The sequence below is a fragment of the Pseudomonas sp. NMI542_15 genome, from assembly GCF_021283425.1.
Lineage (GTDB): Bacteria > Pseudomonadota > Gammaproteobacteria > Pseudomonadales > Pseudomonadaceae > Aquipseudomonas > Aquipseudomonas fortuita.
Genome location: NZ_JAJSRO010000025.1, coordinates 39,547 through 64,516 on the forward strand (window position 1 = coordinate 39,547; position 24,970 = coordinate 64,516).

Annotated in this window: 21 protein-coding genes; 16 read left to right on the forward strand and 5 right to left on the reverse strand. The window is 62.3% G+C overall.

The genetic code is table 11. From position 1 onward, the window contains the following. Positions 1 to 5: 5 nt before the first annotated feature. The 9 genes from murD (at position 6) to lpxC (ending at position 10,454) form a co-directional block, all read left to right on the forward strand. Positions 6 to 1,352, forward strand: a complete 1,347-nt coding sequence (gene murD, locus LU684_RS25805; protein ID WP_232895199.1) for a UDP-N-acetylmuramoyl-L-alanine--D-glutamate ligase — start codon at positions 6 to 8, stop codon at positions 1,350 to 1,352. Then, complete coding sequence (gene ftsW, locus LU684_RS25810) at positions 1,349 to 2,563, forward strand: putative lipid II flippase FtsW (protein ID WP_016488963.1); 1,215 nt, start codon at positions 1,349 to 1,351, stop codon at positions 2,561 to 2,563. The genes murD and ftsW overlap by 4 nt, the downstream gene beginning before the upstream one ends. Further along, complete coding sequence (gene murG, locus LU684_RS25815; protein ID WP_016488962.1) at positions 2,553 to 3,632, forward strand: undecaprenyldiphospho-muramoylpentapeptide beta-N-acetylglucosaminyltransferase; 1,080 nt, start codon at positions 2,553 to 2,555, stop codon at positions 3,630 to 3,632. Before ftsW ends, murG begins: the two co-directional genes overlap by 11 nt. Then, a complete protein-coding gene (murC, locus tag LU684_RS25820) occupies positions 3,625 to 5,073 on the forward strand; it encodes a UDP-N-acetylmuramate--L-alanine ligase (protein ID WP_016488961.1) in 1,449 nt (482 codons plus the stop codon). The genes murG and murC overlap by 8 nt, the downstream gene beginning before the upstream one ends. Then, a complete protein-coding gene (locus tag LU684_RS25825; protein ID WP_016488960.1) occupies positions 5,070 to 6,026 on the forward strand; it encodes a D-alanine--D-alanine ligase in 957 nt (318 codons plus the stop codon). The genes murC and LU684_RS25825 overlap by 4 nt, the downstream gene beginning before the upstream one ends. 5 nt (positions 6,027 to 6,031) lie before the next feature. Beyond that, positions 6,032 to 6,901 carry a cell division protein FtsQ/DivIB gene (locus LU684_RS25830; protein ID WP_012274056.1) on the forward strand — a complete coding sequence of 290 codons (870 nt, stop codon included), beginning with the start codon at positions 6,032 to 6,034 and terminating at the stop codon, positions 6,899 to 6,901. Positions 6,902 to 6,915: 14 nt separating this feature from the next. Beyond that, the gene (ftsA, locus tag LU684_RS25835) at positions 6,916 to 8,178 is read left to right on the forward strand and encodes a cell division protein FtsA (RefSeq protein ID WP_016488959.1); all 1,263 of its coding nucleotides are present in this window, start codon (positions 6,916 to 6,918) and stop codon (positions 8,176 to 8,178) included. A 55-nt stretch (positions 8,179 to 8,233) separates the two neighbouring features. Further along, on the forward strand, positions 8,234 to 9,430 hold the full coding sequence (gene ftsZ / locus LU684_RS25840; RefSeq protein WP_016488958.1) for a cell division protein FtsZ: 1,197 nt from the start codon (positions 8,234 to 8,236) through the stop codon (positions 9,428 to 9,430). A 112-nt stretch (positions 9,431 to 9,542) separates the two neighbouring features. Continuing rightward, positions 9,543 to 10,454: a UDP-3-O-acyl-N-acetylglucosamine deacetylase gene (lpxC, locus tag LU684_RS25845; protein ID WP_016488957.1), complete on the forward strand. Its 912-nt coding sequence runs from the start codon at positions 9,543 to 9,545 to the stop codon at positions 10,452 to 10,454. An 80-nt stretch (positions 10,455 to 10,534) separates the two neighbouring features. Here lpxC and LU684_RS25850 read toward each other — a convergent pair whose 3' ends face one another. Both LU684_RS25850 and LU684_RS25855 read right to left on the reverse strand, forming a co-directional pair. Next, positions 10,535 to 11,491 (reverse strand): hypothetical protein, encoded by a 957-nt coding sequence (locus LU684_RS25850; RefSeq protein ID WP_060517476.1) that lies wholly within the window; start codon positions 11,489 to 11,491, stop codon positions 10,535 to 10,537. A 100-nt stretch (positions 11,492 to 11,591) separates the two neighbouring features. Beyond that, a complete protein-coding gene (locus tag LU684_RS25855) occupies positions 11,592 to 12,059 on the reverse strand; it encodes a DUF721 domain-containing protein (RefSeq protein ID WP_023048838.1) in 468 nt (155 codons plus the stop codon). Positions 12,060 to 12,390: 331 nt separating this feature from the next. On the opposite strand from LU684_RS25855, the gene secA reads away from it, so the two are divergent. The 4 genes from secA to LU684_RS25875 all read left to right on the forward strand — a co-directional run bounded on the left by secA (position 12,391) and on the right by LU684_RS25875 (position 18,266). Next, positions 12,391 to 15,126: a preprotein translocase subunit SecA gene (gene secA / locus LU684_RS25860; RefSeq protein ID WP_016488953.1), complete on the forward strand. Its 2,736-nt coding sequence runs from the start codon at positions 12,391 to 12,393 to the stop codon at positions 15,124 to 15,126. Between the two features lie 193 nt (positions 15,127 to 15,319). Next, positions 15,320 to 16,537 (forward strand): bifunctional glutamate N-acetyltransferase/amino-acid acetyltransferase ArgJ, encoded by a 1,218-nt coding sequence (gene argJ / locus LU684_RS25865; protein ID WP_096426724.1) that lies wholly within the window; start codon positions 15,320 to 15,322, stop codon positions 16,535 to 16,537. Positions 16,538 to 16,692: 155 nt separating this feature from the next. Continuing rightward, the gene (locus LU684_RS25870) at positions 16,693 to 17,325 is read left to right on the forward strand and encodes a glutathione S-transferase family protein (RefSeq protein WP_023048840.1); all 633 of its coding nucleotides are present in this window, start codon (positions 16,693 to 16,695) and stop codon (positions 17,323 to 17,325) included. After that, positions 17,322 to 18,266 (forward strand): Nudix family hydrolase, encoded by a 945-nt coding sequence (locus LU684_RS25875; RefSeq protein ID WP_016488950.1) that lies wholly within the window; start codon positions 17,322 to 17,324, stop codon positions 18,264 to 18,266. Before LU684_RS25870 ends, LU684_RS25875 begins: the two co-directional genes overlap by 4 nt. Positions 18,267 to 18,407: 141 nt before the next feature. On the opposite strand, the gene LU684_RS25880 is transcribed toward LU684_RS25875, so the two are convergent. Genes LU684_RS25880 through LU684_RS25890 form a run of 3 tightly spaced genes read right to left on the reverse strand, consistent with a single transcriptional unit; the run spans position 18,408 to position 21,956 of the window. Beyond that, the gene (locus LU684_RS25880; protein ID WP_016488949.1) at positions 18,408 to 18,974 is read right to left on the reverse strand and encodes a cob(I)yrinic acid a,c-diamide adenosyltransferase; all 567 of its coding nucleotides are present in this window, start codon (positions 18,972 to 18,974) and stop codon (positions 18,408 to 18,410) included. A gap of 1 nt (position 18,975) precedes the next feature. Beyond that, positions 18,976 to 21,000, reverse strand: coding sequence for a sensor histidine kinase (locus tag LU684_RS25885; protein ID WP_102689063.1), 2,025 nt, complete (start codon positions 20,998 to 21,000; stop codon positions 18,976 to 18,978). A gap of 38 nt (positions 21,001 to 21,038) precedes the next feature. Beyond that, positions 21,039 to 21,956 carry a putative 2-dehydropantoate 2-reductase gene (locus LU684_RS25890; RefSeq protein WP_232895200.1) on the reverse strand — a complete coding sequence of 306 codons (918 nt, stop codon included), beginning with the start codon at positions 21,954 to 21,956 and terminating at the stop codon, positions 21,039 to 21,041. A 100-nt stretch (positions 21,957 to 22,056) separates the two neighbouring features. Between LU684_RS25890 and LU684_RS25895 the strand changes: the two genes are divergently transcribed. The 3 genes from LU684_RS25895 to LU684_RS25905 all read left to right on the forward strand — a co-directional run bounded on the left by LU684_RS25895 (position 22,057) and on the right by LU684_RS25905 (position 24,932). Beyond that, positions 22,057 to 22,542 (forward strand): YajQ family cyclic di-GMP-binding protein, encoded by a 486-nt coding sequence (locus LU684_RS25895; RefSeq protein ID WP_016488946.1) that lies wholly within the window; start codon positions 22,057 to 22,059, stop codon positions 22,540 to 22,542. A 114-nt stretch (positions 22,543 to 22,656) separates the two neighbouring features. Further along, positions 22,657 to 23,499 carry a mechanosensitive ion channel family protein gene (locus LU684_RS25900; protein WP_016488945.1) on the forward strand — a complete coding sequence of 281 codons (843 nt, stop codon included), beginning with the start codon at positions 22,657 to 22,659 and terminating at the stop codon, positions 23,497 to 23,499. Positions 23,500 to 23,687: 188 nt separating this feature from the next. Further along, positions 23,688 to 24,932 (forward strand): MFS transporter, encoded by a 1,245-nt coding sequence (locus LU684_RS25905; protein WP_023048842.1) that lies wholly within the window; start codon positions 23,688 to 23,690, stop codon positions 24,930 to 24,932. The last annotated feature ends 38 nt before the right edge of the window (positions 24,933 to 24,970 follow it).

The following is a 24,970-nucleotide window of genomic DNA, read 5'->3' on the forward strand; positions in this document are numbered from 1 at the left end:
TGAGCGTGTCTTTGATCGCTTCCGACCAATTCCGCATCGTTGTCGGCCTCGGCAAGAGCGGCATGTCCCTGGTTCGCTTCCTGGCGAGCCGGGGCATTGCCTTTGCGGTCGCCGATACCCGCGAGCAACCGCCGGAACTGGACACCCTGCGCCGTGATTACCCGCAGGTGGAAGTGCGCTGTGGTGAACTGGACGTCGACTTCCTGTGCCGCGCCAACGAGCTGTACGTGAGCCCCGGTCTGGCCTTGGCCACCCCGGCCCTGCAGCAGGCCGCCGCGCGTAGCGTGAAGCTGTCCGGTGATATCGAGCTGTTCGCCCACCACGCCAAGGCGCCGATCATTGCCATCAGCGGCTCCAACGCCAAGAGCACCGTTACCACCCTGGTCGGCGAAATGGCCGCCAAGGCAGGCAAACGTGTGGCTGTGGGCGGCAACCTCGGTACCCCGGCGCTGGACTTGCTGGCTGATGACGTCGAGCTGTACGTGCTGGAGCTGTCCAGTTTCCAACTGGAAACCACTGACCAGCTCAATGCTGAAGTGGCCACTGTGCTGAACATCAGCGAAGACCACATGGACCGCTACAGCGGCCTGCCGGCCTACCACCTGGCCAAACACCGGATCTTCCGCGGTGCCCGCCAGGTGGTGGTCAACCGCCAGGATGCCCTGAGCCGACCGTTGCCTGTGGAAGGCCGCCCATGCTGGACATTCGGCCTCAACCAGCCCGATTTCAAAGCCTTCGGCTTGCGTGAAGTAGACGGTGAAAAATACCTGGCGTTCGAGTTCCAGGCGCTGATGCCAGCACGCGAGCTGAAGGTGCGTGGCGCCCATAACCAAAGCAACGCCCTGGCAGCCTTGGCCCTGGGGCACGCGGCCGGCCTGCCGTTCGAGCCCATGCTCGAAGCCCTGCGTGAATTCGGTGGCCTGGCCCACCGTTGCCAGTGGGTACGTGAGCGTAACGGCGTGAACTGGTATGACGATTCCAAGGCCACCAACGTCGGTGCGGCCCTGGCAGCCATCGAGGGCCTGGGTGCCGATATCGAAGGCAAGTTGGTGCTGATCGCCGGTGGCGATGGCAAAGGTGCCGATTTCACTGCGCTACGCGAGCCAGTCAAGCGTTTCTGCCGCGCCGTGGTATTGCTTGGCCGTGATGCCGAGCGCCTGGCCGAGGCCTTGGGTGATGACGTGCCGCTGGTGCGGGTCAAGACCCTGGACGACGCCGTGCAGCAGTGTGCCGAGCTGGCCCAGGCGGGCGATGCGGTGTTGCTGTCGCCGGCGTGCGCCAGCCTCGACATGTTCAAGAACTTTGAAGAGCGCGGGCGCCTGTTTGCCCAGGCAGCGGGAGGCCTTGCATGATCTTCGGCATCTTCAAGCCCTACCCGTCGCCGCTGATCAGCGGTCGTGGCATCGACCTGGACTTCCCGATGCTCGCCGGCTGCCTGGCCTTGCTGGGCCTTGGCCTGGTGATGATCACCTCGGCGTCCTCGGAAGTGGCTGCGGTGCAGTCGGGCAACCCGCTTTACCACATGTTCCGCCACTTGGTGTATGTGTTCCTGGGCCTGGTTGCCTGTGGCGCGACCATGCTGGTGCCGATCGCCACCTGGCAGCGCATGGGCTTCATGATGCTGCTAGGCGCTTTCGGGCTGCTGGTACTGGTGCTGGTGCCGGGTATCGGCCGTGAAGTGAACGGTTCCATGCGCTGGATCGGCTTCAGCTTCTTCAACGTCCAGCCTTCGGAAATCGCCAAGGTGTTCGTGGTCGTCTACCTGGCGGGTTACCTTGTGCGCCGGCAGACCGAGGTGCGCGAAACCTGGATGGGCTTCTTCAAGCCGTTCATCGTGCTGCTGCCCATGGCGGCCCTGTTGCTGATGGAGCCGGACTTCGGTGCCACCGTAGTGATGATGGGTGCGGCGGCGGCCATGCTGTTCCTCGGCGGGGTTGGGTTGTTCCGCTTCAGCCTCATGGTGGTGTTGGCGGTACTGGCGGTGTTCGTGCTGGTACAGGCGCAGCCCTACCGGATGGCGCGGCTTATCACCTTTACCGACCCGTGGTCCGACCAGTTCGGCTCGGGCTACCAGCTGACCCAGGCACTGATCGCCTTCGGCCGCGGCGAGTGGCTGGGTGTTGGCCTGGGCAATAGCGTGCAGAAGCAGTTCTACCTGCCCGAAGCACACACCGACTTTGTGTTCTCGGTACTGGCCGAAGAACTGGGCGTGGTCGGCTCGCTGCTGACCATTGCACTGTTCGTGTTCGTGACCGTGCGTGCCCTGTACATCGGTCTGTGGGCCGAGAAGGCCAAGCAGTTCTTCGCCGCCTATGTGGCCTTCGGCCTGGCGTTCCTGTGGATCGGCCAGTTCCTGATCAACATCGGGGTGAACGTCGGCCTGCTGCCAACCAAGGGCCTGACGCTGCCGTTCCTCAGCTACGGGGGCAGCTCGCTGGTGATCTGTTGCGCCTGCGTGGGCCTGTTGCTGCGTATCGAGTGGGAGAGCCGCACGCACCTGGGTAGCGAAGAACACGAGTTCAGCGAAAGCGATTTTGCCGAGGAGACCAGTCATGGCCGCTGACGGCAAAAACATATTGATCATGGCGGGCGGCACCGGGGGGCATGTATTCCCGGCCCTGGCCTGCGCCCGGGAGTTCCAGGCGCGTGGTTTTACCGTGCACTGGCTGGGCACCCCGCGTGGCATCGAAAACGAACTGGTGCCCCAGGCTGGCCTGCCGCTGCACCTGATCCAGGTCAGCGGCCTGCGCGGCAAAGGCAAGCTGTCGTTGCTCAAGGCGCCGTTCACCCTGATCAAGGCGGTACTGCAGGCGCGACGCATCATTCGCCAGCTCAAGCCGGTATGCGTACTGGGCTTTGGCGGTTATGTGACTGGCCCCGGCGGTGTGGCCGCGCGGCTGTGCGGCGTGCCATTGGTGATCCACGAGCAGAACGCCCGTGCCGGTACCGCCAATCGGTTGCTGGTGCCACTGTCTGCGCGGGTCTGCGAAGCTTTCCCGAACACCTTCGAGGCGAGCGACAAGCGTCGTACCACCGGCAACCCGGTGCGCCCGGAGCTGTTCATGGATGCACAACGCGCGCCCCTGGCCCAGCGCCGAGCGCGCCTGCTGGTGCTCGGTGGCAGCCTGGGTGCGGAACCCTTGAACAAATTGTTGCCTAAGGCCCTGTCCGAAGTCCCTGCTGCGCTGCGGCCAGAGGTGTTCCACCAGGCCGGCAAGCAACACGCGCCAATCACCGCCGAGCGTTATCACGAGGCGGGCGTCGAGGCTCAGGTAGAGCCCTTCATCAAGGACATGGCCCAAGCCTATGGCTGGGCCGACATGGTGGTGTGCCGGGCCGGTGCCCTGACCGTTAGCGAGCTGGCGGCAGCGGGCCTGCCTTCGCTGCTGGTGCCATTGCCCCACGCCATCGACGATCACCAGACCCACAACGCCCAATATCTGGCCCGTGAAGGCGCTGCCTTCCTGATGCCACAAGCGACAACTGGCGCAGCGCAGCTCGCTGAACGCCTGAACGAGGTGCTGATGCAACCCGAGAAACTCACCGTAATGGCAGGCACCGCACGGCGCCTGGCCAAACCTGCTGCAACCAGCACCGTGGTCGATATCTGCCTGGAGGTGGCCCATGGTTGAGAGCCAGAAAGCCATGCCCCAGCCCAAGATGGGCCGTATCCGCCGTATTCACTTTGTCGGTATCGGCGGCGTGGGCATGTGCGGTATTGCCGAAGTGTTGCTGAACCTGGGCTATGAAGTGTCCGGTTCGGACCTGAAAGCGTCGCCGGTGACCGAGCGCCTGGAATCGTTCGGTGCCGAGATCTTCGTCGGCCACCGCGCCGAGAACGCCGCCACCGCTGATGTGCTGGTCGTGTCCAGTGCCATCAACCCGGCCAACCCGGAAGTGGCTACCGCCCTTGAGCGACGCATTCCGGTGGTGCCGCGTGCCGAGATGCTCGCCGAGCTGATGCGCTACCGTCACGGCGTGGCGGTTGCCGGTACCCACGGCAAGACCACTACCACCAGCCTGCTGGCCTCGGTGTTCGCTGCCGGTGGCCTGGACCCGACCTTTGTCATCGGTGGCCGCCTGACCGCTGCCGGTACCAATGCCCAGCTGGGCACCAGCCGCTACCTGATCGCCGAAGCAGACGAAAGCGATGCCAGCTTCCTGCACCTGCAGCCGATGGTGGCCGTGGTCACCAACATCGACGCCGATCACATGGCGACCTACGAAGGTGACTTCAACAAACTGAAGAAAACCTTCGTCGAGTTCCTGCACAACCTGCCGTTCTACGGCCTGGCGGTGATGTGCCTGGACGACCCGGTGGTGCGCGAAATCCTGCCGCAGGTGAAGCGCCCGACCGTGACTTATGGCTTCAGCGAAGAGGCAGACATCCGCGCCATCAACGTGCGTCAACAGGGCATGCAGACCCACTTCACCGTGCTGCGCCGTGACTGCGAGCCGTTGGACGTGTCAGTGAACATGCCTGGCAACCACAACGTGCTCAACGCCCTGGCCACCATTGCCATTGCCACTGACGAAGGCATCACTGACGAGGCCATCATCCAGGGCCTGTCAGGCTTCCAGGGGGTCGGCCGACGCTTCCAGGTATACGGCGAACTGCCGGTCGAAGGCGGTAGCGTGATGCTGGTGGACGACTACGGCCATCACCCGACCGAAGTAGCTGCAGTGATCAAAGCCGTGCGTGGTGGCTGGCCTAGCCGCCGCCTGGTGATCGTTTACCAGCCGCACCGCTACAGCCGCACCCGCGACCTGTACGACGATTTCGTGCAGGTGCTGGGCGATGCCAACGTGCTGCTGCTGATGGAAGTCTACCCGGCCGGCGAAGAGCCAATCCCTGGAGCCGACAGCCGTCAGCTGTGCCACAGCATCCGTCAGCGCGGCAAACTGGACCCGATCTACATCGAGCGTGGCGCAGAACTCGCGCCGCTGGTCAAACCACTGCTGCGCGCTGGCGACATCCTGATCTGCCAGGGTGCCGGTGATGTCGGAGGCCTGGCCCCACAGTTGATGAAAAGCCCGCTGTTCGCAGGCGCCAAGCAGGAGAAGTCGAAATGACCAGCGCCTACGAAAAGCTGCACTCGACCCTGGACGTCAAGGCGTTCGGCCGTGTTGCCGTGCTGTATGGTGGCAAGAGCGCCGAGCGTGAAGTGTCGCTGAAGTCCGGCGCAGCGGTGATCCACGCGCTGACCACGGCCGGTGTCGACGTCGTTGCCATCGACGTGGGAGATGACCTGCTCGAGCGCCTGCAACGCGAGAAGATCGACCGTGCGTTCATCATCCTGCACGGCCGTGGCGGTGAAGACGGCAGCATGCAAGGCCTGCTGGAGTGCCTGGGCATCCCCTACACCGGCAGCGGCATCCTTGCCTCGGCGCTGGCCATGGACAAGCTGCGCACCAAGCAGGTGTGGCAGAGCCTGGGCATTCCGACCCCTCGTCACGCGGTGTTGGCGAGCGAAAGCGATTGTTTGTTGGCCAGTACGGAACTGGGCTTCCCGCTTATCGTCAAACCCGCCCATGAAGGCTCTAGTATCGGCATGGCCAAGGTGAACAGCGCCCAGGAACTGGTCGCCGCCTGGCAGGACGCCGCCAAATACGATTCCCAGGTACTGGTGGAGCAGTGGATCCACGGCCCGGAGTTCACCATCGCGGTCTTGCGCGGCCAGGTGCTGCCGCCGATCGCCCTGGGTACGCCGCACGTGTTCTACGACTACGACGCCAAGTACATCGCCAACGATACCCAGTACCGCATCCCGTGCGGCCTGGATAGCGTCAAGGAACAGGAACTGATCGACCTGACTGCACGTGCCTGTGATGCCATCGGCATCGAAGGCTGGGGGCGGCTGGACGTGATGCAGGACGAGCAGGGCCGGTTCTGGCTGCTCGAAGTCAACACCGCACCGGGCATGACTGATCATAGCCTGGTGCCAATGGCGGCCCGCGCGGCCGGCCTGGACTTCCAGCAACTGGTGCTGGCAATCCTGGCTGAAAGCGTGACGACGCGAGGTTAACAACCATGCAAGGCGCGATGATACGTCAGCAGCAACCCGTTACCGGCCGTAGCAAGCCGGTGCCGCGTGGTGCCAGCCGGCTGGTGGCCGACGAGCCCGTATCGGCGCGCCTGCCGCGGCCAAGCCTGGGAGGCCTCAAGCGCCTGCTGTGGCCGGTGCTGCTGGTGGCGGCCGGCTTTGGTGCCTATGAGGGCGCCATTCGCCTGATGCCGTATGCCGACCGGCCGATCACCAAGATCGACGTGCAGGGCGACCTCAGCTACATCAGCCAGCAGTCGGTGCAGCAGCGCATCGCACCGTACGTGGCGGCGAGCTTCTTCAGCGTCGACCTGCCGGCGATGCGTGCGGAGCTCGAGCAGATGCCATGGATCGCTCACGCCGAAGTGCGCCGGGTGTGGCCTGACGAGGTGGTGATCCGCCTGGAAGAACAACTGCCGGTGGCGCGCTGGGGCGACGAAGCCTTGCTCAACAACCAGGGCCAGGCCTTCACCCCGCGCGAACTGGCCAACTACGAGCACCTGCCGCAGCTGGCTGGGCCGCAGCGTGCTCAGCAACAAGTCATGCAGCAGTATCAGGTATTGAGCCAGATGCTGCGCCCCCTGGGCTTTTCCATCGCTCGCCTGGAGCTGCGCGAGCGGGGCAGCTGGTTCCTGACTACCGGTGCGAGCAGCGCCGGGCCCGGTATCGAGCTGCTGTTGGGGCGCGACCATCTGGTGGAGAAGATGCGCCGTTTCATTGCCATTTACGACAAGACACTCAAAGACCAGATCACCACTATCGCCCGCATTGATCTGCGTTATTCCAACGGACTTGCCGTTGGTTGGCGGGAACCGATTGCACCGACGACGGCCCAACCCGCCGTTGCGAAGAATTAGAGAGAGGCAGGACCATGGCAAACGCGCATAGCGGCAAAATGATCGTCGGGCTGGACATTGGCACCTCCAAGGTGGTGGCGCTGGTGGGCGAAGTGGGCGAAGACGGCACCCTGGAAATCGTCGGGATCGGCACCCATCCGTCCCGCGGCCTGAAGAAAGGCGTGGTGGTGAACATCGAGTCCACCGTGCAGTCGATCCAGCGCGCCGTCGAAGAAGCGCAGCTGATGGCCGGCTGCCGCATCCACTCGGCTTTCGTCGGGGTGGCCGGCAACCACATCCGCAGCCTGAACTCCCACGGCATCGTCGCCATCCGCGACCGCGAGGTCAGCCTGGCCGACCTGGAGCGTGTACTCGACGCTGCCCAGGCTGTGGCGATTCCGGCCGACCAGCGCGTGTTGCACACCCTGCCGCAGGACTACGTGATCGACAACCAGGAAGGCGTGCGCGAACCGCTGGGCATGTCTGGCGTGCGTCTGGAAGCCAAGGTCCACGTGGTCACTTGCGCAGTCAACGCGGCGCAGAACATCGAGAAGTGCGTACGCCGCTGCGGCCTGGAAATTGACGACATCATCCTTGAGCAGCTGGCCTCGGCCTACTCGGTGCTGACCGACGATGAAAAAGAGCTGGGTGTTTGCCTGGTGGACATCGGTGGCGGTACCACCGACATCGCCATCTTCACCGAAGGCGCCATCCGTCACACCGCGGTCATCCCGATTGCCGGCGACCAGGTGACCAACGACATCGCCATGGCCCTGCGTACCCCTACCCAGTACGCCGAAGAAATCAAGATCCGCTACGCCTGTGCCCTGGCCAAACTGGCTGGCGCCGGCGAAACCATCAAGGTGCCGAGCGTGGGCGACCGCCCACCGCGCGAGCTGTCGCGTCAGGCGTTGGCTGAAGTGGTAGAGCCACGTTACGACGAGCTCTTCACCCTGATTCAGGCCGAACTGCGCCGCAGCGGCTACGAAGACCTGGTGCCAGCCGGCATCGTACTCACCGGTGGCACCGCGAAGATGGAAGGTGCCGTGGAACTGGCCGAGGAAATCTTCCACATGCCGGTACGCCTGGGTGTACCGCACAGCGTTCGGGGGCTGAGCGACGTGGTTCGCAACCCGATCTATTCCACCGGCGTGGGCTTGCTCACTTACGGTCTGCTGAAGCAGTCCGAGGACCTGATCCTGACCGGTAACACAAACAGCAGCAACAACAGCTATGGCGATGAACCGAAGGCCCCAGTGCTTGAGCGCTTCAAGAAGTGGGTCCAGGGCAACTTCTAAGTTTCAAAGCAGTAGTGGTAGGCGCAACAACTAGAGAACTGTAAGGAGAGGGAAAATGTTCGAGCTCGTAGACAACGTCCCGCAAAGCCCGGTCATCAAGGTGATCGGCGTTGGTGGTGGTGGCGGCAACGCCGTCAACCACATGGTCAAGAGCAGCATCGAGGGCGTGGAATTCATCTGCGCCAACACCGATGCCCAGGCGCTGAAAAGCATTGGCGCGCGCACCATCCTGCAATTGGGCACTGGCGTGACCAAGGGCCTGGGTGCCGGTGCCAATCCGGAAGTGGGCCGTCAGGCTGCGCTGGAAGACCGTGAGCGCATCGCTGAGGTACTGCAGGGCACCAACATGGTGTTCATCACCACTGGCATGGGTGGCGGTACCGGTACCGGTGCAGCGCCGATCATTGCCGAAGTGGCCAAGGAAATGGGCATTCTCACCGTAGCCGTGGTGACCCGTCCGTTCCCGTTCGAAGGCCGCAAACGTATGCAGATCGCCGATGAAGGCATCCGCATGCTGGCTGAAAGCGTCGACTCGTTGATCACCATTCCCAACGAGAAACTGCTGACCATCCTGGGCAAGGATGCCAGCTTGCTGTCTGCCTTTGCCAAGGCCGACGATGTGCTGGCCGGTGCCGTTCGCGGCATCTCCGACATCATCAAACGCCCAGGCATGATCAACGTCGACTTCGCCGACGTGCGTACGGTGATGGGCGAAATGGGCATGGCAATGATGGGTACTGGCTGTGCCAGCGGCCCGAACCGCGCCCGTGAAGCCACCGAAGCGGCGATCCGCAACCCATTGCTGGAAGACGTCAACCTGCAGGGCGCCCGTGGCATCCTGGTGAACATCACCGCAGGTCCGGACCTGTCGCTGGGTGAGTACTCCGATGTGGGTAGCATCATCGAAGCCTTCGCCTCTGACCACGCCATGGTCAAGGTCGGCACCGTGATCGACCCGGACATGCGCGACGAGCTGCACGTTACCGTTGTGGCCACTGGCCTGGGCGCGCGCATCGAGAAGCCGGTCAAAGTGGTCGACAACACCCTGCAGACCGCCCAGCAGGCATACGAGGCGTCCAATCCTGCGCCGGTACGCCAGGAGCAGCCAGCGGTCAACTACCGTGACCTGGAGCGCCCGACCGTGATGCGCAATCAGGCCCATGCAGGTGCTGCTGCAGCCGCTAAACTGAACCCTCAGGATGACCTGGACTACCTTGATATCCCGGCTTTCCTGCGTCGTCAGGCTGATTAATGGAATTTATCAGGGGTATAAAGGTGATTGGTATTCATCAAAGGTTGGGTCTGTTATCATCCCCAGCCTTTGTTGATACCTGTTCGCAATTTGCGCTGAAGCGGCCAATGCCATGATTAAACAACGCACCCTGAAGAATACCATCCGTGCCACAGGTATCGGTCTGCACTCTGGGGAGAAGGTTTACCTGACCCTCAAGCCCGCACCTGTTGACACCGGCATCGTCTTCCGCCGCGCCGACCTTGACCCTGTGGTCGAGATCCCTGCGCGTGCGGCCAACGTCGGCGAGACAACCATGTCGACGACGCTGGTCAACGGTGACGTCAAGGTCGATACGGTCGAGCACCTGCTCTCCGCCATGGCGGGCCTGGGCATCGATAACGCCTACGTCGAGCTCTCCGCCTCGGAAGTGCCGATCATGGATGGCAGCGCCGGACCCTTTGTATTCCTGATTCAGTCTGCCGGCCTGGAAGAGCAGGACGCAGCCAAGAAGTTCATCCGCATCCTGCGTGAGGTAACCGTGGAAGAGGGCGACAAGCGCGCCACGTTCCTGCCTTTCGAAGGGTTCAAGGTGAGCTTCGAGATCGACTTCGATCACCCGGTGCTTCGCAACCGGACCCAGAGCGCCAGCGTCGACTTCTCCAGCACCTCGTTTGTGAAGGAAGTCAGCCGCGCGCGTACTTTCGGCTTCATGCGTGACATCGAGTACCTGCGCAAGCACAACCTTGCATTGGGTGGCAGTGTCGAGAACGCCATCGTGGTCGATGAGGACGGCGTGCTCAACGAGGACGGCCTTCGTTACGAAGACGAATTCGTAAAGCACAAGATCCTCGACGCCATTGGCGACCTTTACCTGCTGGGCAACAGCCTGATTGGCGAGTTCAAGGGCTTCAAGTCCGGCCACGCGCTGAACAACCAGCTGTTGCGCAAGCTGATTGCTGAAACCGATGCCTGGGAAGTGGTCACGTTCGAAGATGCCAGCACGGCACCGATCTCTTATATGCGCCCTGTTGCGGCCGTGTAAGTTCGAGCACTCTCTCTAGTGATTAAGGCCACCCTCGGGTGGCCTTTTTTATTCGCTGAGTTCCCCAAGCGTGCTTGGGGTTATGCGTCGTGGCTATCTCTGTCGTAGGCACTCAGGACAGCATGGGTTTTCAGCAGGATGAAATCGATGTAACTGTGGTCTGTCGAGGTGCACTCCACGCGTGTGATTGGCTTGCCGTACGGCGACCGGAAACTCACCAGAAAGTGCTTGGGTGTGCCGTCGCTCGCCAAGTTGATCGTTTTCAGCGGGTCTGGCTCAGTCGAGGTGAAGAAACTCACGGACCCCTCGTAATGAATCAGGCTCCAGGCGAACTGCATGTACCCGTACTCACCGTTCAGATCCAGTGCGATTTTATTGCTGTCGGAACTTTGGCCTTTGGAAAGTACAATTGCCTTTCCCTCAGCCATGTTTTCGACGGTTTCATTGACTGTCTCAATGCCTGTTTTAGAGCCATAATTGCTACTGAGATGGTGCAGCGTAAAATGCGGAAGTACGAGTGATTGCCCGGGTAGAATGAGCTGCTCGCCAGGTTGCTCCTCGAAATTGATATGCAGTACGTGCGGGTAAATGCGGATATCGTCGAAAGCGAAATGCACATGCGTATTGTCAGGCTCGAAACTGCCAAGTGTCAGGGTATGAGTCGGGGATGTCGCGCGGAAGTCGACAACGAAACGTTGCCAGTCCTGGTGGTTTTCAAGCTTTGAGCGATGCTGGACAGTATCGTCTATGTACCAGGTGAGGTGTGGGACGGGGTCCTTGGGGAATCGCTTGACACGCAAGCTGATAGAGTAGAGGTGTCCCTGGACCAGACCGCTTATCGTCTTCTGGATCAGCAGCACGCCATCGTGTCGGGGAAGCGGTGGGAGGTTTGGCGGCGAGTCATATTCAACATAAATGTTGCTTTGATTTGCGGTGTTGAATGTTAATGAGTGTCCGCTGCGTATTGCGTTCCAGCCGTTGTATGCCTTATCAGTGAAAGTTGTATGTTCGCTATAGTCAGTCGTGGGCAGGGTCATGATGCAGTTCCTGGGTTAAGAACGCTCAATAAACCATCTCCAAAACCTACCGGCTACTGGTAAAATTGTCAGTCTTAAAGTGCAGGTTTTTTAGCTTGTTTTATTCTGAAGGCTTTTTTTTGCGCGAAGCATTGTTAGCCAAACGCTCCAATGCGGCGCGCAGCTTCTCGTCGGTAATGCCTTCAGCGGAACCGCGAATACTCTGCGCGGCATTGGCCGACAGCTCGGTGGTGTTTAGGCCACGCTTGGCCGGCACCAGCGGTGGCTGCACCTTGAACAGGATGCGCCTGAGGTTGCCGAACGCCTCCATGGCCTGCAATGCCGCCAGCAGGCGCTTCTGCTGGTAGCGCAGGCGGGTTGCCCAATGGCCGTCAGTCACAACCAGCAGCAAGGTGCCATCGCGCCATGACGCGACATGGCAGTGCTCGCGGGCAGCGGGTTGCAGCTGGCTTTCCAGCAGGCGTTGCAGGTGCTCCAGGCGCTCGGCCTGGTTCAGCAGCAGGCGCAGCGGGCGGACCTGGCGCAGCAGTGCGGAGGGCGGCTGGGCAGGGGAGGGTTTGTAGGCCATGGGACTGTGCATGAGGTTCAAGGTCAGCAGTTTAACACCTCTGTAGCCGGTGCCGGCCTCTTCACGGGCTTGCCCGCTATTACAGGCATTCCCCAGTGCAGGCCAGATAAGACCAATTCTCGATAGCTTTCATGTTGCCAAGCCTTGAACTCACGGAGAATGCCCCTATCTAAGACAAGCCCCTGCCAAAACGCTGTAATAGCATCGTGGAAATCCACCACTTTCCTCACCATCGTTTCCGGGTAGAATGCTCGTTCGCATGCGGCCTCAGGGCTGCACGGGCGACTCATGGGGCCGCCCTCCATCCCTACGTGTGGAAGATCCTGCCGATATGTTTGCGCCTTTGTTAAAAAAACTTTTTGGAAGCAAGAACGAGCGTGAAGTGAAACGCATGCTCAAGACGGTGAGTATCGTCAATGCCTTCGAAGAGAAGATGGTGGCCCTCTCCGACGAGCAACTGCGGGGCAAGACCGCAGAGTTCAAGGAGCGCCTGGCCAAAGGCGAGACACTGGACCAATTGCTGCCTGAAGCTTTCGCCGTGGCCCGAGAGGCCGGCAAGCGTGTGATGGGCATGCGCCACTTCGATGTGCAGCTCATCGGTGGCATGACCCTGCACGAGGGCATGATCGCAGAAATGCGCACCGGTGAAGGCAAGACCTTGGTCGGTACCCTGGCCGTGTACCTGAACGCACTGTCCGGCAAGGGCGTGCACGTGGTCACCGTCAACGACTACCTGGCCCGCCGTGACGCCAACTGGATGCGTCCGCTGTACGAGTTCCTCGGCCTGTCGGTCGGTATCGTCTCGGCCTTCCAGCCGCCAGAAGAAAAGCGTGCCGCCTATGCGTCCGACATTACCTACGGCACCAACAACGAATTCGGGTTCGACTACCTGCGCGACAACATGGCGTTCAGCCAGGAAGAGAAGTTCCAGCGTGAGCTGAACTTCGCCGTGATCGACGAAGTCGACTCCATCCTCATCGACGAAGCACGCACCCCGCTGATCATCTCCGGCCAGGCTGAGGACAGCTCCAAGCTGTACATCGAGATCAACCGCCTGATCCCGCGCCTGACCCAGCATATCGAAGAAGTGGAAGGCCAGGTCACCCAGGAAGGCCACTTCACCATCGACGAGAAGAGCCGCCAGGTCGAGCTCAACGAAGCCGGTCACCAGTTCATCGAAGAAATGCTCACCCAGGCCGGCCTGCTGGCCGAGGGCGAGAGCCTGTACTCCGCGCACAACCTGGGCCTGCTGACCCACGTTTACGCTGGCCTGCGCGCGCACAAGCTGTTCCACCGCAACGTCGAGTACATCGTCCAGGACGGCCAGGTCCTGCTGATTGACGAGCACACCGGCCGCACCATGCCGGGCCGTCGCCTGTCCGAGGGCCTGCACCAGGCCATTGAGGCAAAAGAAAACCTGAATATCCAGGCCGAGAGCCAGACCCTGGCTTCGACCACGTTCCAGAACTACTTCCGCCTGTACACCAAGCTGTCCGGCATGACCGGTACCGCCGACACCGAAGCGTTCGAGTTCCAGTCCATCTACGGCCTCAACGTGATGGTGATCCCGCCGAACAAGCCGCTGGCACGTAAGGACTTCAACGACCTGGTGTACCTGACCGCCGACGAGAAATACGCCGCGATCATTGCCGACATCAAGGAAAGCATGACCCAGGGCCGCCCGGTGTTGGTGGGTACTGCGACCATCGAAACCTCCGAGCACATGTCGAACCTGTTGCTCAAGGAAGGTATCGAGCACAAGGTCCTGAACGCCAAGTACCACGAGAAGGAAGCCGAGATCATCGCGCAGGCTGGTGCTCCAGGCGCACTGACCATCGCCACCAACATGGCCGGCCGTGGTACCGACATCCTGTTGGGTGGTAACTGGGAAGCCGAAGTGGCCACCCTGGAAAACCCGACCGCCGAACAGATCGCCCAGATCAAGTCCGACTGGCAGAAGCGTCACCAGCAAGTGATCGAGTCGGGCGGCTTGCACGTGATCGCCTCCGAGCGCCATGAGTCGCGCCGTATCGACAACCAGCTGCGTGGCCGTTCGGGCCGTCAGGGTGACCCGGGCTCCAGCCGCTTCTACCTGTCGCTGGAAGACAGCCTGATGCGCATCTTCGCCTCTGACCGGGTGAAGAACTTCATGAAGGCACTGGGCATGCAGTCGGGCGAGGCCATCGAACACCGCATGGTCACCAACGCCATCGAGAAAGCCCAGCGCAAGGTTGAAGGCCGCAACTTCGACATCCGTAAGCAATTGCTCGAATACGACGACGTGGCCAACGAACAGCGCAAGGTGATCTACCACATGCGCAACAGCCTGCTGGCCGCCGAGAACATCGGCGACACCATCGTCGAATTCCGCAAGGAAGTGCTGGACGCTACCATCAGCCAGCACATCCCGCCGCAGTCGCTGCCAGAGCAGTGGGATGTGGCCGGTCTGGAAGCCTCGCTGGCCAGCGATTTCGCCATGAAACTGCCGATCCAGCAGTGGCTCGATGAGGACGATCACCTCTACGAGGAAACCCTGCGCGAGAAGCTGCTGAACGAGATCACCACTGCCTACACCGAGAAGGAAGACCAGGCCGGTATCGAAGCCCTGCGTACCTTCGAGAAGCAGATCCTGCTGCGCGTGCTGGACGACCTGTGGAAAGACCACCTGTCGACCATGGACCACCTGCGCCACGGTATTCACCTGCGTGGCTATGCGCAGAAGAACCCGAAGCAGGAGTACAAGCGCGAGTCGTTCAGCCTGTTCCAGGAGCTGCTCGAGTCGATCAAGCGCGACACCATCCGCGTGCTGTCGCACGTTCAGGTTCGCCGCGAAGATCCGATCGAGGAGGAAGCACGCCTTCGCCGCGAGGCCGAGGAACTGGCCAGCCGCATGCAGTTCCAGCATGCCCCTGCCCCAGGGTTGGAAAGCGAGCAACTGAGCGAGGAGGGCGCCGAAGTGGCGGTGGCCGCAGCGCCAGTGCGTAACGACCAGAAACTGGGCCGCAACGAGCCGTGCTGGTGTGGTTCGGGCAAGAAGTTCAAGCATTGCCACGGGCAGATCGAGTGATCTGATTCATTGCTGTAACGTGACAAACCGGGGCCGCTTTGCGGCCCATTCGCGGCACAAGGCCGCTCCTGCAGGGACCGCGCCCGACCGGAAGGCTGCGATGTCCTTGTGGGAGCGGCCTTGTGCCGCGAATGGGGCGCGAAGCGGCCCCGCTCTTCCATCATCACTTCACCGTTTTTCTAGGAGCGCTCTAATGGCTGTTGGTCTTGGTCCTTTGCCCACCCTGCACCCGGTACCGGGTTTTGAACTCGGCATCGCTTCTGCCGGCATCAAGCGCCCGGGGCGCAAGGATGTGGTGGTCATGCGCTGTGCCGAAGGCTCCAGCGTGGCTGGTGTGTTTACCCTCAACGCCTTCTGCGCAGCACCGGTGATCCTGGCCAAGCAGCGTGTACAGGGCACCGTGCGCTACCTGCTGACCAACACCGGTAACGCCAACGCAGGCACGGGCGCGCCAGGCTTGGCTGCAGCCGAACGTACCTGCGCCAAGCTGGCCGAGCTGGCTGGCGTGCCGGCCGAGTCTGTACTGCCGTTTTCCACCGGCGTGATCGGCGAGCCACTGCCGGTCGAGAAGATCGAAGGTGCATTGCAGGCTGCCCTCGACAACTTGTCGGAAAACCACTGGGCGGAAGCTGCCACCGGCATCATGACCACCGATACCCTGCCCAAGGGTGCCAGCCGCCAGTTCCAGCACGATGGCGTGACCGTTACCGTCACCGGCATCAGCAAGGGTGCAGGCATGATCCGCCCGAACATGGCCACCATGCTCGGCTACATCGCTACCGACGCCAAGGTTGCCCCGGCGGTACTCAAGAACCTGATGCTGGACGGCGCCAACAAGTCGTTCAACCGCATTACCATCGATGGCGACACCTCGACCAACGATTGCTGCATGTTGATTGCCACCGGCAAGGCCAACCTGCCAGAGGTCACCGAAGCCAGCGGCGCGCTGTTCGAAGCCCTGAAAAAGGCGGTGTTCGAAGTGTGCATGGAAGTGGCCCAGGCCATCGTCCGTGACGGCGAAGGCGCCACCAAGTTCGTGACCGTGCAGGTCAACGGTGGTGGCAACCACCAGGAATGCCTGGATGTCGGCTATGCCGTGGCCCACTCGCCATTGATCAAGACCGCCCTGTTCGCCTCCGACCCGAACTGGGGCCGCATCCTGGCCGCCGTTGGCCGTGCTGGCGTGCCTGAGCTGGATGTAAGCCTGATCGACGTGTACCTGGACAGCGTGTGCATCGCCAGCAAAGGTGGCCGCGACCCGAGCTACACCGAAGCACAGGGTTCGGCAGTGATGGCCCAGGAAGAGATCACCATCCGTATCGAACTGGGCCGTGGCCAGTGCAGCGAAACCATCTGGACCACCGACCTGTCCCACGAGTACGTGAAGATCAACGCTGAATACCGTACTTGATCTACTGATCCGAAGGCCTCTTCGCGGGCAAGCCCGCTCCCACAGGTTTTGAAAGGCCTGTAGGAGCGGTGCGGTCCTTGTAGGAGCGGGCTTGCCCGCGAAAGGCTGCGCAGCAGCCTGCGGGTTTTGCAATACAAACCTGATGGAGCCGAACCATGAGCTATCACCTGATCATCGGCGACAAGCTGTATTCCTCCTGGTCGCTGCGTGGCGCCCTGGCCCTCGAGCTGGCCGGCGTGCCCTACGAAGAAACCGTGATCAAGCTGAACCAGCCTGATACTCGTCAGCGTATCCTTGCATTTTCCTCCACTGGCAAGGTGCCGTTGCTCAAGAGCGAGCACGGTGTGATCGCCGATTCTCTGGCCATCGCCGAATACCTCAACGAACAGCACCCCGACGCTCAACTGTGGCCTGCTGACGCAGCCGCCCGCGCCCAGGCCCGTTCGGCTTGCGCGCAGATGCACAGCGGTTTCTTTGCCCTGCGCGGGGCCATGCCGTTCGACTTGTCGCGTGACCAGGCCCTCGACACTGTGCCGCTGGACGTGCAGGTCGACATCGACCGTATCGTCGCGCTGTGGTCCGAATGCCGCGTGGTGGCCAAGGACAGCGGCCCGTTCCTGTTCGGCAAGCCGACCCTGGCCGACGCCTTCTTCGCCCCGGTGGCCGTGCGCCTGCGCAGCTACCGCGTGGAGGTGCCGGCAGAGGCGGCAGCCTATATCGAAACCATTTATCAGTGGCCAGCCTTCCAGGCGTGGCAGCAGGCCGGCCTGGCGGAGCGTGAAGGGTGAAACGGATACATGTTGTAGCGGCGGTCATTCGAGGTACTGACGGCCGAATTCTGATTGCACGCAGGGCCGATACCCAGCACCAGGGCGGCCTGTGGGAGTTTCCCGGCGGCAAGGTGGAAGAGGGCGAAGGCGTTGAAGCGGCCCTGGCCCGTGAGCTGCGCGAAGAGTTGGGCATCGAGGTGACCCGTTCGCGTGCACTGATCAAGGTCAGCCATGACTACCCGGACAAACAGGTGCTGCTGGACGTGCGCGAGGTCGAAGCGTTCACGGGCGCACCTCATGGCGCAGAAGGGCAGCCGCTGGAGTGGGTGGCCCCGCGGGATCTGTCGCACTATGAATTTCCTGAAGCCAACAAGCCCATCGTTGCTGCGGCGCGGCTGCCGGATCAGTACCTGATTACCCCGGATGGCCTGGAAGTGCCACAGATGCTCAAGGGCATCCAGAAGGCGGTGGCCAACGGTACTCGCCTGATCCAGCTGCGGGCGCCGGACATGTACGACCCCAAGTATCGCGATGTCGCGGTGGATGCAGTCGGGCTGTGTGCAGGCAAGGCACAGCTGATGCTCAAGGGGCCGCTGGAGTGGCTGGGTGACTTCCCTGCGGCCGGCTGGCACCTGACGGCCGCGCAACTGCGCAAGTACGCGGCCAAGGGCCGGCCATTTCCCAATGAGCGCTGGCTGGCAGCGTCCTGCCACAGCGCCGAGGAGCTGGCGCTGGCGGAGCAGATGGGCGTGGACTTTGTCACCTTGTCGCCGGTGCAGGCGACCCAGACCCACCCTGAGGCAGTGCCGCTAGGGTGGGATGAGGCGCAGCGGTTGATAGCCGGGTTCAACAAACCGGTCTACCTGCTGGGTGGGGTAGGGCCTGATCAGCGCGAGCAAGCCTGGGAAGCCGGGGCACAGGGTGTTGCCGGGATCCGGGCGTTCTGGCCCGAGAGGTGAGTTGCCTGTAACAGGGGCCGCTGCGCGGCCCATTCGCGGGGCAAGCCCGCTCCCACAGGTAATGCGCCGAACCTCAGGGCAGTGAGGTACCTGTGGGAGCGGGCTTGTCCCGCGAATGGGCTGAAAGCAGCCCCAGAAATATCAGCCTTTGGGTTTCTCGGCAGGCTGCCACAAAACCTCGTCCACCCCCTGGCGCCGCCCGATGATCCGCGCCGCCACGAACAATAGATCGGAAAGCCGGTTGATATACGCCAACCCAACGCCTTCCAGTGGCTCCACGGCATTCAACTGCTGACAACGTCGCTCTGCACTGCGCGCCAGGCTGCGGCACACATGCGCTTGCGCCACCAGCGCCGAACCACTGGGTAAAATGAAGTTCTTCAACGGCCCCAGCTCTTCGTTCCACACATCGATGGCTGCTTCCAGGCGTTCCACCTCCGCCAGGGTCAATGCCTGGTAGCTCGGCATCGCCAGCTCACCGCCCAGGTCGAACAAGCGGTGCTGACACGGCATCAGCACGGCGCTCACCTCGTCCAGGCCTTGCTCGTCCAGCCCCGCAAGCAGCAAGCCCAACTGGCTGTTCAGGCTGTCCACCTCGCCAATTGCCTCGATCCGCGGGTGGTCTTTGGGCACCCGGCGTCCGTCGCCCAGGCCGGTTTCGCCCGTGTCGCCGGTGCGTGTGTAGATCTTCGACAGGCGGTAGCCCATGTCACTTCTCCGTGTTGGCCGGCGTCGCCGGCTGGCCAAGGGGCAGGCGCAGGGTAAAGCAGGTGCCCTGGCCGGGCGTGGACTGCACTTCCATCTGCCCCTTGTGGTTGTTGGTGATGATGAAATACGAAACCGACAGGCCCAGGCCGGTGCCTTGGCCGATTTCCTTGGTGGTGAAGAACGGCTCGAAGGTGCGTTTGCGCACCGCCTCGGGCATGCCGACGCCATTGTCCTCGACCTGGATTTCCGCCCATGGCGGGTTCAGCCGGGTGCGCAGGGTGATGCGCCCGGGCTCGCTGGGCTGTGGCCGCACGTGGATGGCCTGAGCCGCATTTTTCAGCAGGTTGAGCAGTACCTGTTCCAGTTCGTTGGCGGTGCATGGCACAGGGCCCAACTCCGGGTCGAATTGGCGCACGATGGCCTGGCCCTTGAAGTCGAAGCCGATGGCCAGGTCAAAGTCATTGCCAGCAATTTCCACCGCCTGGTCGATCAGTGCCGGCAGGTCGCACGGCGCCAACTGGCGGTTGCTGCGGCGGCTGAAGCTGAGCATGTGGGTAACGATCTTCGCTGCCCTGGCACCGGCCTGCTGAATGCCATCGAGCAACTGTGGCACCTCACGGCTGTCCAGGTAGCGGTTGACCGTGGCCAGGTCGATGCCCAGCTCTTCGGCCTGCTCCTGGTTGCGCGGCAGCTCGGACGACAGGCGCCGGCGAATGTTTTGCACGTTGTGCAGGATGGCGCCCAGCGGGTTGTTGATCTCGTGGGCCATGCCCGCCGCCAGTCCACCGACCGAGAGCATCTTTTCGGATTGCACCATCATCTCTTCCAGCGACAGGCGCTGGGTAATGTCATCGATACGGATCACCACGCCGCGCCCACCGCCGCCGGTCAGGGGGTAGAAGGTCAAAGCGTAGTGGCGCAGGTCATCGCCTTTGGGCCAGGTGACCCGCTCGATTTTCGCGACGCGGTGTTTTTCCACGGTTTCCTTCAACTGTGGCAAGAACGGCTTGAGCGGCTCGAAGGCAATGAATACTGGCTGGTTCAGCGCTTCGTCCAGTGGCGTACCGGAAAGCACCGTGGCTTCGTGGTTCCACTGGGTCACGTAGAGCTGTTCGTCGAGGGCGATCAGCGCCGAGGGCATCGAGTCGATGATGCTGTTGAGGTAGTTCTGGAAGCCTGTGAGTTTTTTCTCGATCTTGCTGCGCACCTGCACTTCCAACTCAAGTTTGCGGTTGGTATGGCGGGTTTCCTCGGCCAGGCCCTGGGCCTGGTCGTAGGCGCTCTGGAATTCGTCTCGTGCGCGTTTTAGCTGCTGCTCGCGGCCTTCGATGCGCGAGAGCATGGTGTTGAAGGCTTCGGCCAGGCTGCCGATTTCGTCGTCGTTGCCGCGCTTGGCCCGCAAGGCGTAGCTCTCTTCGCGGGTGACCTGGCGGCTGAGCTCTTCGAGCTGGTTGATCGGCTGGGTGATCAGGCGTTTTATCTGCCGGGCGACCACAATCCACAGCAGGATGCTGAACACCAGTATGCCCAGGCTGGCGCTCAGTGTGCCGGTGTAGAACGCCATGGGCAGCTCGCTGCTGGCCACCAGCAGCAGGTGTGCAGGCGGGTTGGCGTCGCGCGGTATGCGGATCAGCTGGGTGCTGCGAAACTCCATCAGGCGCCAGCCGTCTATGTTGCGAAAACGCTTGGGCAGGGCCAGCGGCTCGCCATGCTGCAGCTGTGCCAGCATACGCCCGTCGCCGCCGTAGACAGCGGCGGCGCGTAGCGGCGTGTAGCTGTCCAGTTCCTTGAGCAGGGCACCGGCGGTTTCCGGGGTGTCGCCAGCGCGGGCCGCCAGCTGCGGGTTGGCCACCAGCCGGCCGATGGTCTGCAGTGCCTGCGGCGCCATGCTTTCCTGGGTGATCCAGTAGGCGGCGCTAATGAAGGTGAGGTTGGCCACCAGCAGGATGGTCACCAGCAATACCAGCAGGGCCGCCAGCAGCTTCTGCCCGACCGGGAGGTTTTCCAGGCGTTGGCGCAAGGTCATGGGCTAGGCAATGTCCGTATCCGGTTGAAAGGGGCGCGTTAGTCGCAGGGCAAGCCACGCATGCGCAAGTTATCGACCAGGCGCTGCAGCAAGTGTTCAAGCTGTGGCAGTTGCAGGCCGTGGCGCCCGGCCGCCCGACAGGCATGGCCGAGCAGGTAGTGCACCTCGGTGCGTCGGCCCGCGCGCACATCCTGATACATGGAAGAGTAGTTGGCTGCGGTGGCAAGGATCACCCGCTGCACTTCTTCGCTGAGCTCATCTGCCGCTTGCGGCTGGCCGCAGCGCCGCAGCAACTGGACCAGTTCGGCGCACAGTGCATCGACTTCAGCCAGGTGCCCAAGCAACACTCCGTTCTGGCATTCGTGTAGCACGGTCAGCGGGTTGATGGCGCAGTTGAGCGCCAGCTTGCGCCACAGGCGGGTGAGGATATCGACCGTCCACTCGGCAGGTATGCCGGCTTGGTGCAGGTCATCGAACCAGGCGGGTGTTGTCGGGTTGCGTGGGTCGCCCAGCCAGTTGAAACCGTGGCCGGCAAAGCGCACCTGCCAGTCCCCCTCGCGAAAGGCCCCTTCGGTGCTGGAGGCGAAGATGCAGCGTGCGTGGGGCACCAGGTCGGCCACTTCGTCCTGGCTGCCCAGGCCGTTTTGCAGCAACAGTACTTCGGCCCCCTCGGCCAGACGCGCTGCCACACTGGCGATCGCCGGTGCAGCGTCGTAGGCCTTGCAGGCCACCAGCAGGCGGTGGATGGGGCCCTGTGCCTGCGCGGTTTCGGCAGGGATGGCGTAGTGCTGGGAGTGGTCCTGTTCGACCAGTGTCAGGCCGCCAGCCTGCTGATAAGCCTGCAGCCGTTGCCCGTCACGCAGGATCAGGCGCACTGCCTTGCCTGTGCGCGCCAGGCGGCAGGCCCATAGGCTGCCCAGGCTACCGGCGCCGAGAATATGCCAGGTGCTGCTCATATGCGTTTCGCAACCCGTTATAATGAGTCCGCATTTTAACCGTCAAACCCAGCGCGCTCCATCTTCAGCCTGAGCGCGCTTTTATTTTGGGAGAACAACCATGCCTTCGTTCGACGTGGTATCGGAACTGGACAAGCACGAAGTGCAGAACGCCGTTGATAACGCCATCAAGGAACTTGATCGCCGTTACGACCTGAAAGGCAAGGGCACCTTTGAGTTCAAGGACAAAGATCAGACCGTGATGCTCACCGCCGAGGAAGAATTCCAGCTCGAAGCGATGCTGGAAATCCTGCGCCTTGCATTGGTCAAGCGCAAGATCGACGTGAAGTGCCTGGAAACCAAGGACCCGTACCCTTCCGGCAAGGAAAAGAAGCAGGAAGCCAAATTCCGCGAAGGCATCGACAAAGACCTGGCGAAGAAGATCGTTGCCACCATCAAGGATGGCAAGCTGAAAGTGCAAGCCGCCATCCAGGGTGAGCAGGTGCGGGTCACCGGCAAGAAGCGTGACGACCTGCAGGAAGCCATTGCGCTGCTGCGCACCAAGGAATTCGACATGCCGCTGCAGTTCAACAACTTCCGCGATTGATGCGGTTGCGGGCCGGAACCCCGATGGCGCAATGATGTCCATGGGGGCCGGGGCTGTGTGAATGCGCGCAGCCTGTTCTACCGTGTACTTGCCGCTCGGCATCAGGAGATGAATATGGATTTGAACGCTGAAGTCGATCAGCTCGTCCGCCAATCCCAGACTTGGATCCCCTTGATCATGGAGTACGGCAGCCGTGTGCTGCTGGCACTGCTGACCCTGGCGGTGGGCTGGTGGATCATCAACAAAGTCAGCGCACGCCTCGGCAAGCTGGTGGGCTTGCGCAACGCCGACCTGGCGCTGCAGGGTTTCATCAGCACCCTGGCGAACATCGTGCTGAAGGTGCTGCTGTTGGTCAGCGTGGCCTCGATGATCGGCATCGAGACCACCTCGTTCGTGGCCGCTATCGGTGCTGCGGGCCTGGCTATCGGCCTGGCCTTGCAGGGTAGCCTGGCGAACTTTGCCGGTGGTGTGCTGATCCTGATGTTCCGCCCCTTCCGCATCGGTGACTGGATCGAGGCGCAGGGCGTTGCCGGGACAGTCGACAGCATCCAGATCTTCCACACCGTGTTGCGTACCGGTGACAACAAGACTGTGATCATGCCTAACGGCAGCCTGTCCAACGGCATCATTACCAACACCAACCGCCAGCCTACTCGCAAGGTGGTATTCGATGTGGGTGTGGACTACGAGGCCGACCTGCAGAAGGCCCGCAACGTGCTGCTGGAGCTGGCAAAGGACCCGCGTGTTCTGCCCGACCCGGCACCGCAGGCGGTAGTGGCGACGCTGGGCGACAGCTCGATTACCGTCTCGCTGCGCTTGTGGACCAAGACGTCCGATTACTGGGACGTGATGTTCATGCTCAACGAGCAGGCGCGTGACCGCCTGAAAGCCGAGGGGATCGACATTCCGTTTCCGCAGCGGGTGATTCGTGTGGTGCAGGAAACGGCCACGCAGTAGTACCGCGTTGTCATCAAAGGGGCCGCTGCGTGCCCCTTTCGCGGGCTTGCCCGCTCTCACAGGGATTGCTTGACCTCTGTGGAAGCGGGCAAGCCCCGAAGCGGCCCCGGTTTTACACTTGTTCACAGCAATTGCTCGACTTTTCTGGCATATACCCTGGCCCCACCTGCCACACCCGATATGCCATCATGAAACCACTGCTGTACATCACCCCGCTGCGCGCCTTGTTGTTCGGCCTGACCCTGGCCTTGTTCGAGCTGCTGACTTATTTGGCCAGCGACGCCGTCATGCCGGCCATGCCGGTGGTGGTGGGCGACCTGAACGCCAGCCCCGACTACATCCCCCATGCCCTGAACCTCTATCTGTTGGGGGGCGTGGTGCTGCAATGGCTGATCGGTCCACTGGCCGACCGTTATGGCCGGCGTCCGCTGCTTCTGGTTGGCTGCGCGTTTTTCGGCCTGGCCTGTCTGGCCACCTTCTGGGTTCACGACATTGGCCTGTTCAACCTGCTGCGCCTGTTGCAGGGCATCGGCCTCGGCTTTGTCGTCACAGTCAGCTACCCGGCCCTGAACGAAGCCTTCAGCGAGGCTGACGCTGTGCGCATGATGGCCTTGCTGGCCAACATCGCCTTGCTGTCACCCCTGCTTGGGCCATTGGTGGGAACCCTGCTGCTGCAGTGGCTGGACTGGCGCTGGCTGTTCGTGGCCTTTGCCATTGGCGCGGTGCTGGTGTGGGGGCTGTTGTACCGCCTGATGCCGGAGACTCTCGGTGTGGAACGCCGCGACGGCTCGCGCCTGGCGTTCACGCCGATTCACCTGCTGCCACTGCTGGCGGGCTACGGTCAGTTGCTGACGAACCGGCGCTTTGTCGCTGGCAGCGCTGCGTTGGGCCTGGTCGGTTTGCCGCTGATTGGCTGGATCGGCCTCTCGCCGGTGCTGCTCATCCACGATGAGGGGCTGAGCACGATGGAATATGCGTTGTGGCAGCTGCCGGTGTTTGGCGGGCTGATCCTCGGTAACCTGATCATCAACCGCATCGCCGATCGCTACCCACTCCCGGCCCTGGTGCGTGGCGCGCTATGGCCTTACCTGGCCGGCTTGTGCCTGATGGTGCTGGCGACCTGGTACTGGCCGAGCGTTACCAGTGTGGTGGCGGGCATGTCGCTGTACGCGCTGGGGCTGGGTGTGGCCAACGCTGTGCTGTACCGCATGACATTGTTCTCCAGCGAACAGAGCAAAGGCCTGGTCTCGGCCATGCTGGGCATGATCACCATTGCCCTGCTGGGGTTGGGCGGTGCGGTGCTGGCGATGATCGGCGCCGGGGCCAGCTTGTTGCACTTTGCCATGGCGGCGGGTGTGGCGGGGGCTCTGGCGTTGTGGCCGTTGTGGTTTGTCGTCGGTGGGCGGCCTGGGGAAGGGGCTGTTGCTCAGTAAATTCAGTTGGCTGTACCGGCCCTTTCGCGGGTAAACCC

Bases quoted from the DNA above. Each gene is read 5' to 3' on its own strand.
- ftsW (WP_016488963.1), top strand. From the start codon at position 1,349: ATGATCTTCGGCATCTTCAAGCCCTACCCGTCGCCGCTGATCAGCGGT.
- murG (WP_016488962.1), top strand. From the start codon at position 2,553: ATGGCCGCTGACGGCAAAAACATATTGATCATGGCGGGCGGCACCGGG.
- murC (WP_016488961.1), top strand. From the start codon at position 3,625: ATGGTTGAGAGCCAGAAAGCCATGCCCCAGCCCAAGATGGGCCGTATC.
- LU684_RS25825 (WP_016488960.1), top strand. From the start codon at position 5,070: ATGACCAGCGCCTACGAAAAGCTGCACTCGACCCTGGACGTCAAGGCG.
- LU684_RS25830 (WP_012274056.1), top strand. From the start codon at position 6,032: ATGCAAGGCGCGATGATACGTCAGCAGCAACCCGTTACCGGCCGTAGC.
- ftsA (WP_016488959.1), top strand. From the start codon at position 6,916: ATGGCAAACGCGCATAGCGGCAAAATGATCGTCGGGCTGGACATTGGC.
- ftsZ (WP_016488958.1), top strand. From the start codon at position 8,234: ATGTTCGAGCTCGTAGACAACGTCCCGCAAAGCCCGGTCATCAAGGTG.
- lpxC (WP_016488957.1), top strand. From the start codon at position 9,543: ATGATTAAACAACGCACCCTGAAGAATACCATCCGTGCCACAGGTATC.
- LU684_RS25850 (WP_060517476.1), bottom strand. From the start codon at position 11,491: ATGACCCTGCCCACGACTGACTATAGCGAACATACAACTTTCACTGAT.
- LU684_RS25855 (WP_023048838.1), bottom strand. From the start codon at position 12,059: ATGGCCTACAAACCCTCCCCTGCCCAGCCGCCCTCCGCACTGCTGCGC.
- secA (WP_016488953.1), top strand. From the start codon at position 12,391: ATGTTTGCGCCTTTGTTAAAAAAACTTTTTGGAAGCAAGAACGAGCGT.
- argJ (WP_096426724.1), top strand. From the start codon at position 15,320: ATGGCTGTTGGTCTTGGTCCTTTGCCCACCCTGCACCCGGTACCGGGT.
- LU684_RS25870 (WP_023048840.1), top strand. From the start codon at position 16,693: ATGAGCTATCACCTGATCATCGGCGACAAGCTGTATTCCTCCTGGTCG.
- LU684_RS25880 (WP_016488949.1), bottom strand. From the start codon at position 18,974: ATGGGCTACCGCCTGTCGAAGATCTACACACGCACCGGCGACACGGGC.
- LU684_RS25885 (WP_102689063.1), bottom strand. From the start codon at position 21,000: ATGACCTTGCGCCAACGCCTGGAAAACCTCCCGGTCGGGCAGAAGCTG.
- LU684_RS25890 (WP_232895200.1), bottom strand. From the start codon at position 21,956: ATGAGCAGCACCTGGCATATTCTCGGCGCCGGTAGCCTGGGCAGCCTA.
- LU684_RS25895 (WP_016488946.1), top strand. From the start codon at position 22,057: ATGCCTTCGTTCGACGTGGTATCGGAACTGGACAAGCACGAAGTGCAG.
- LU684_RS25900 (WP_016488945.1), top strand. From the start codon at position 22,657: ATGGATTTGAACGCTGAAGTCGATCAGCTCGTCCGCCAATCCCAGACT.
- LU684_RS25905 (WP_023048842.1), top strand. From the start codon at position 23,688: ATGAAACCACTGCTGTACATCACCCCGCTGCGCGCCTTGTTGTTCGGC.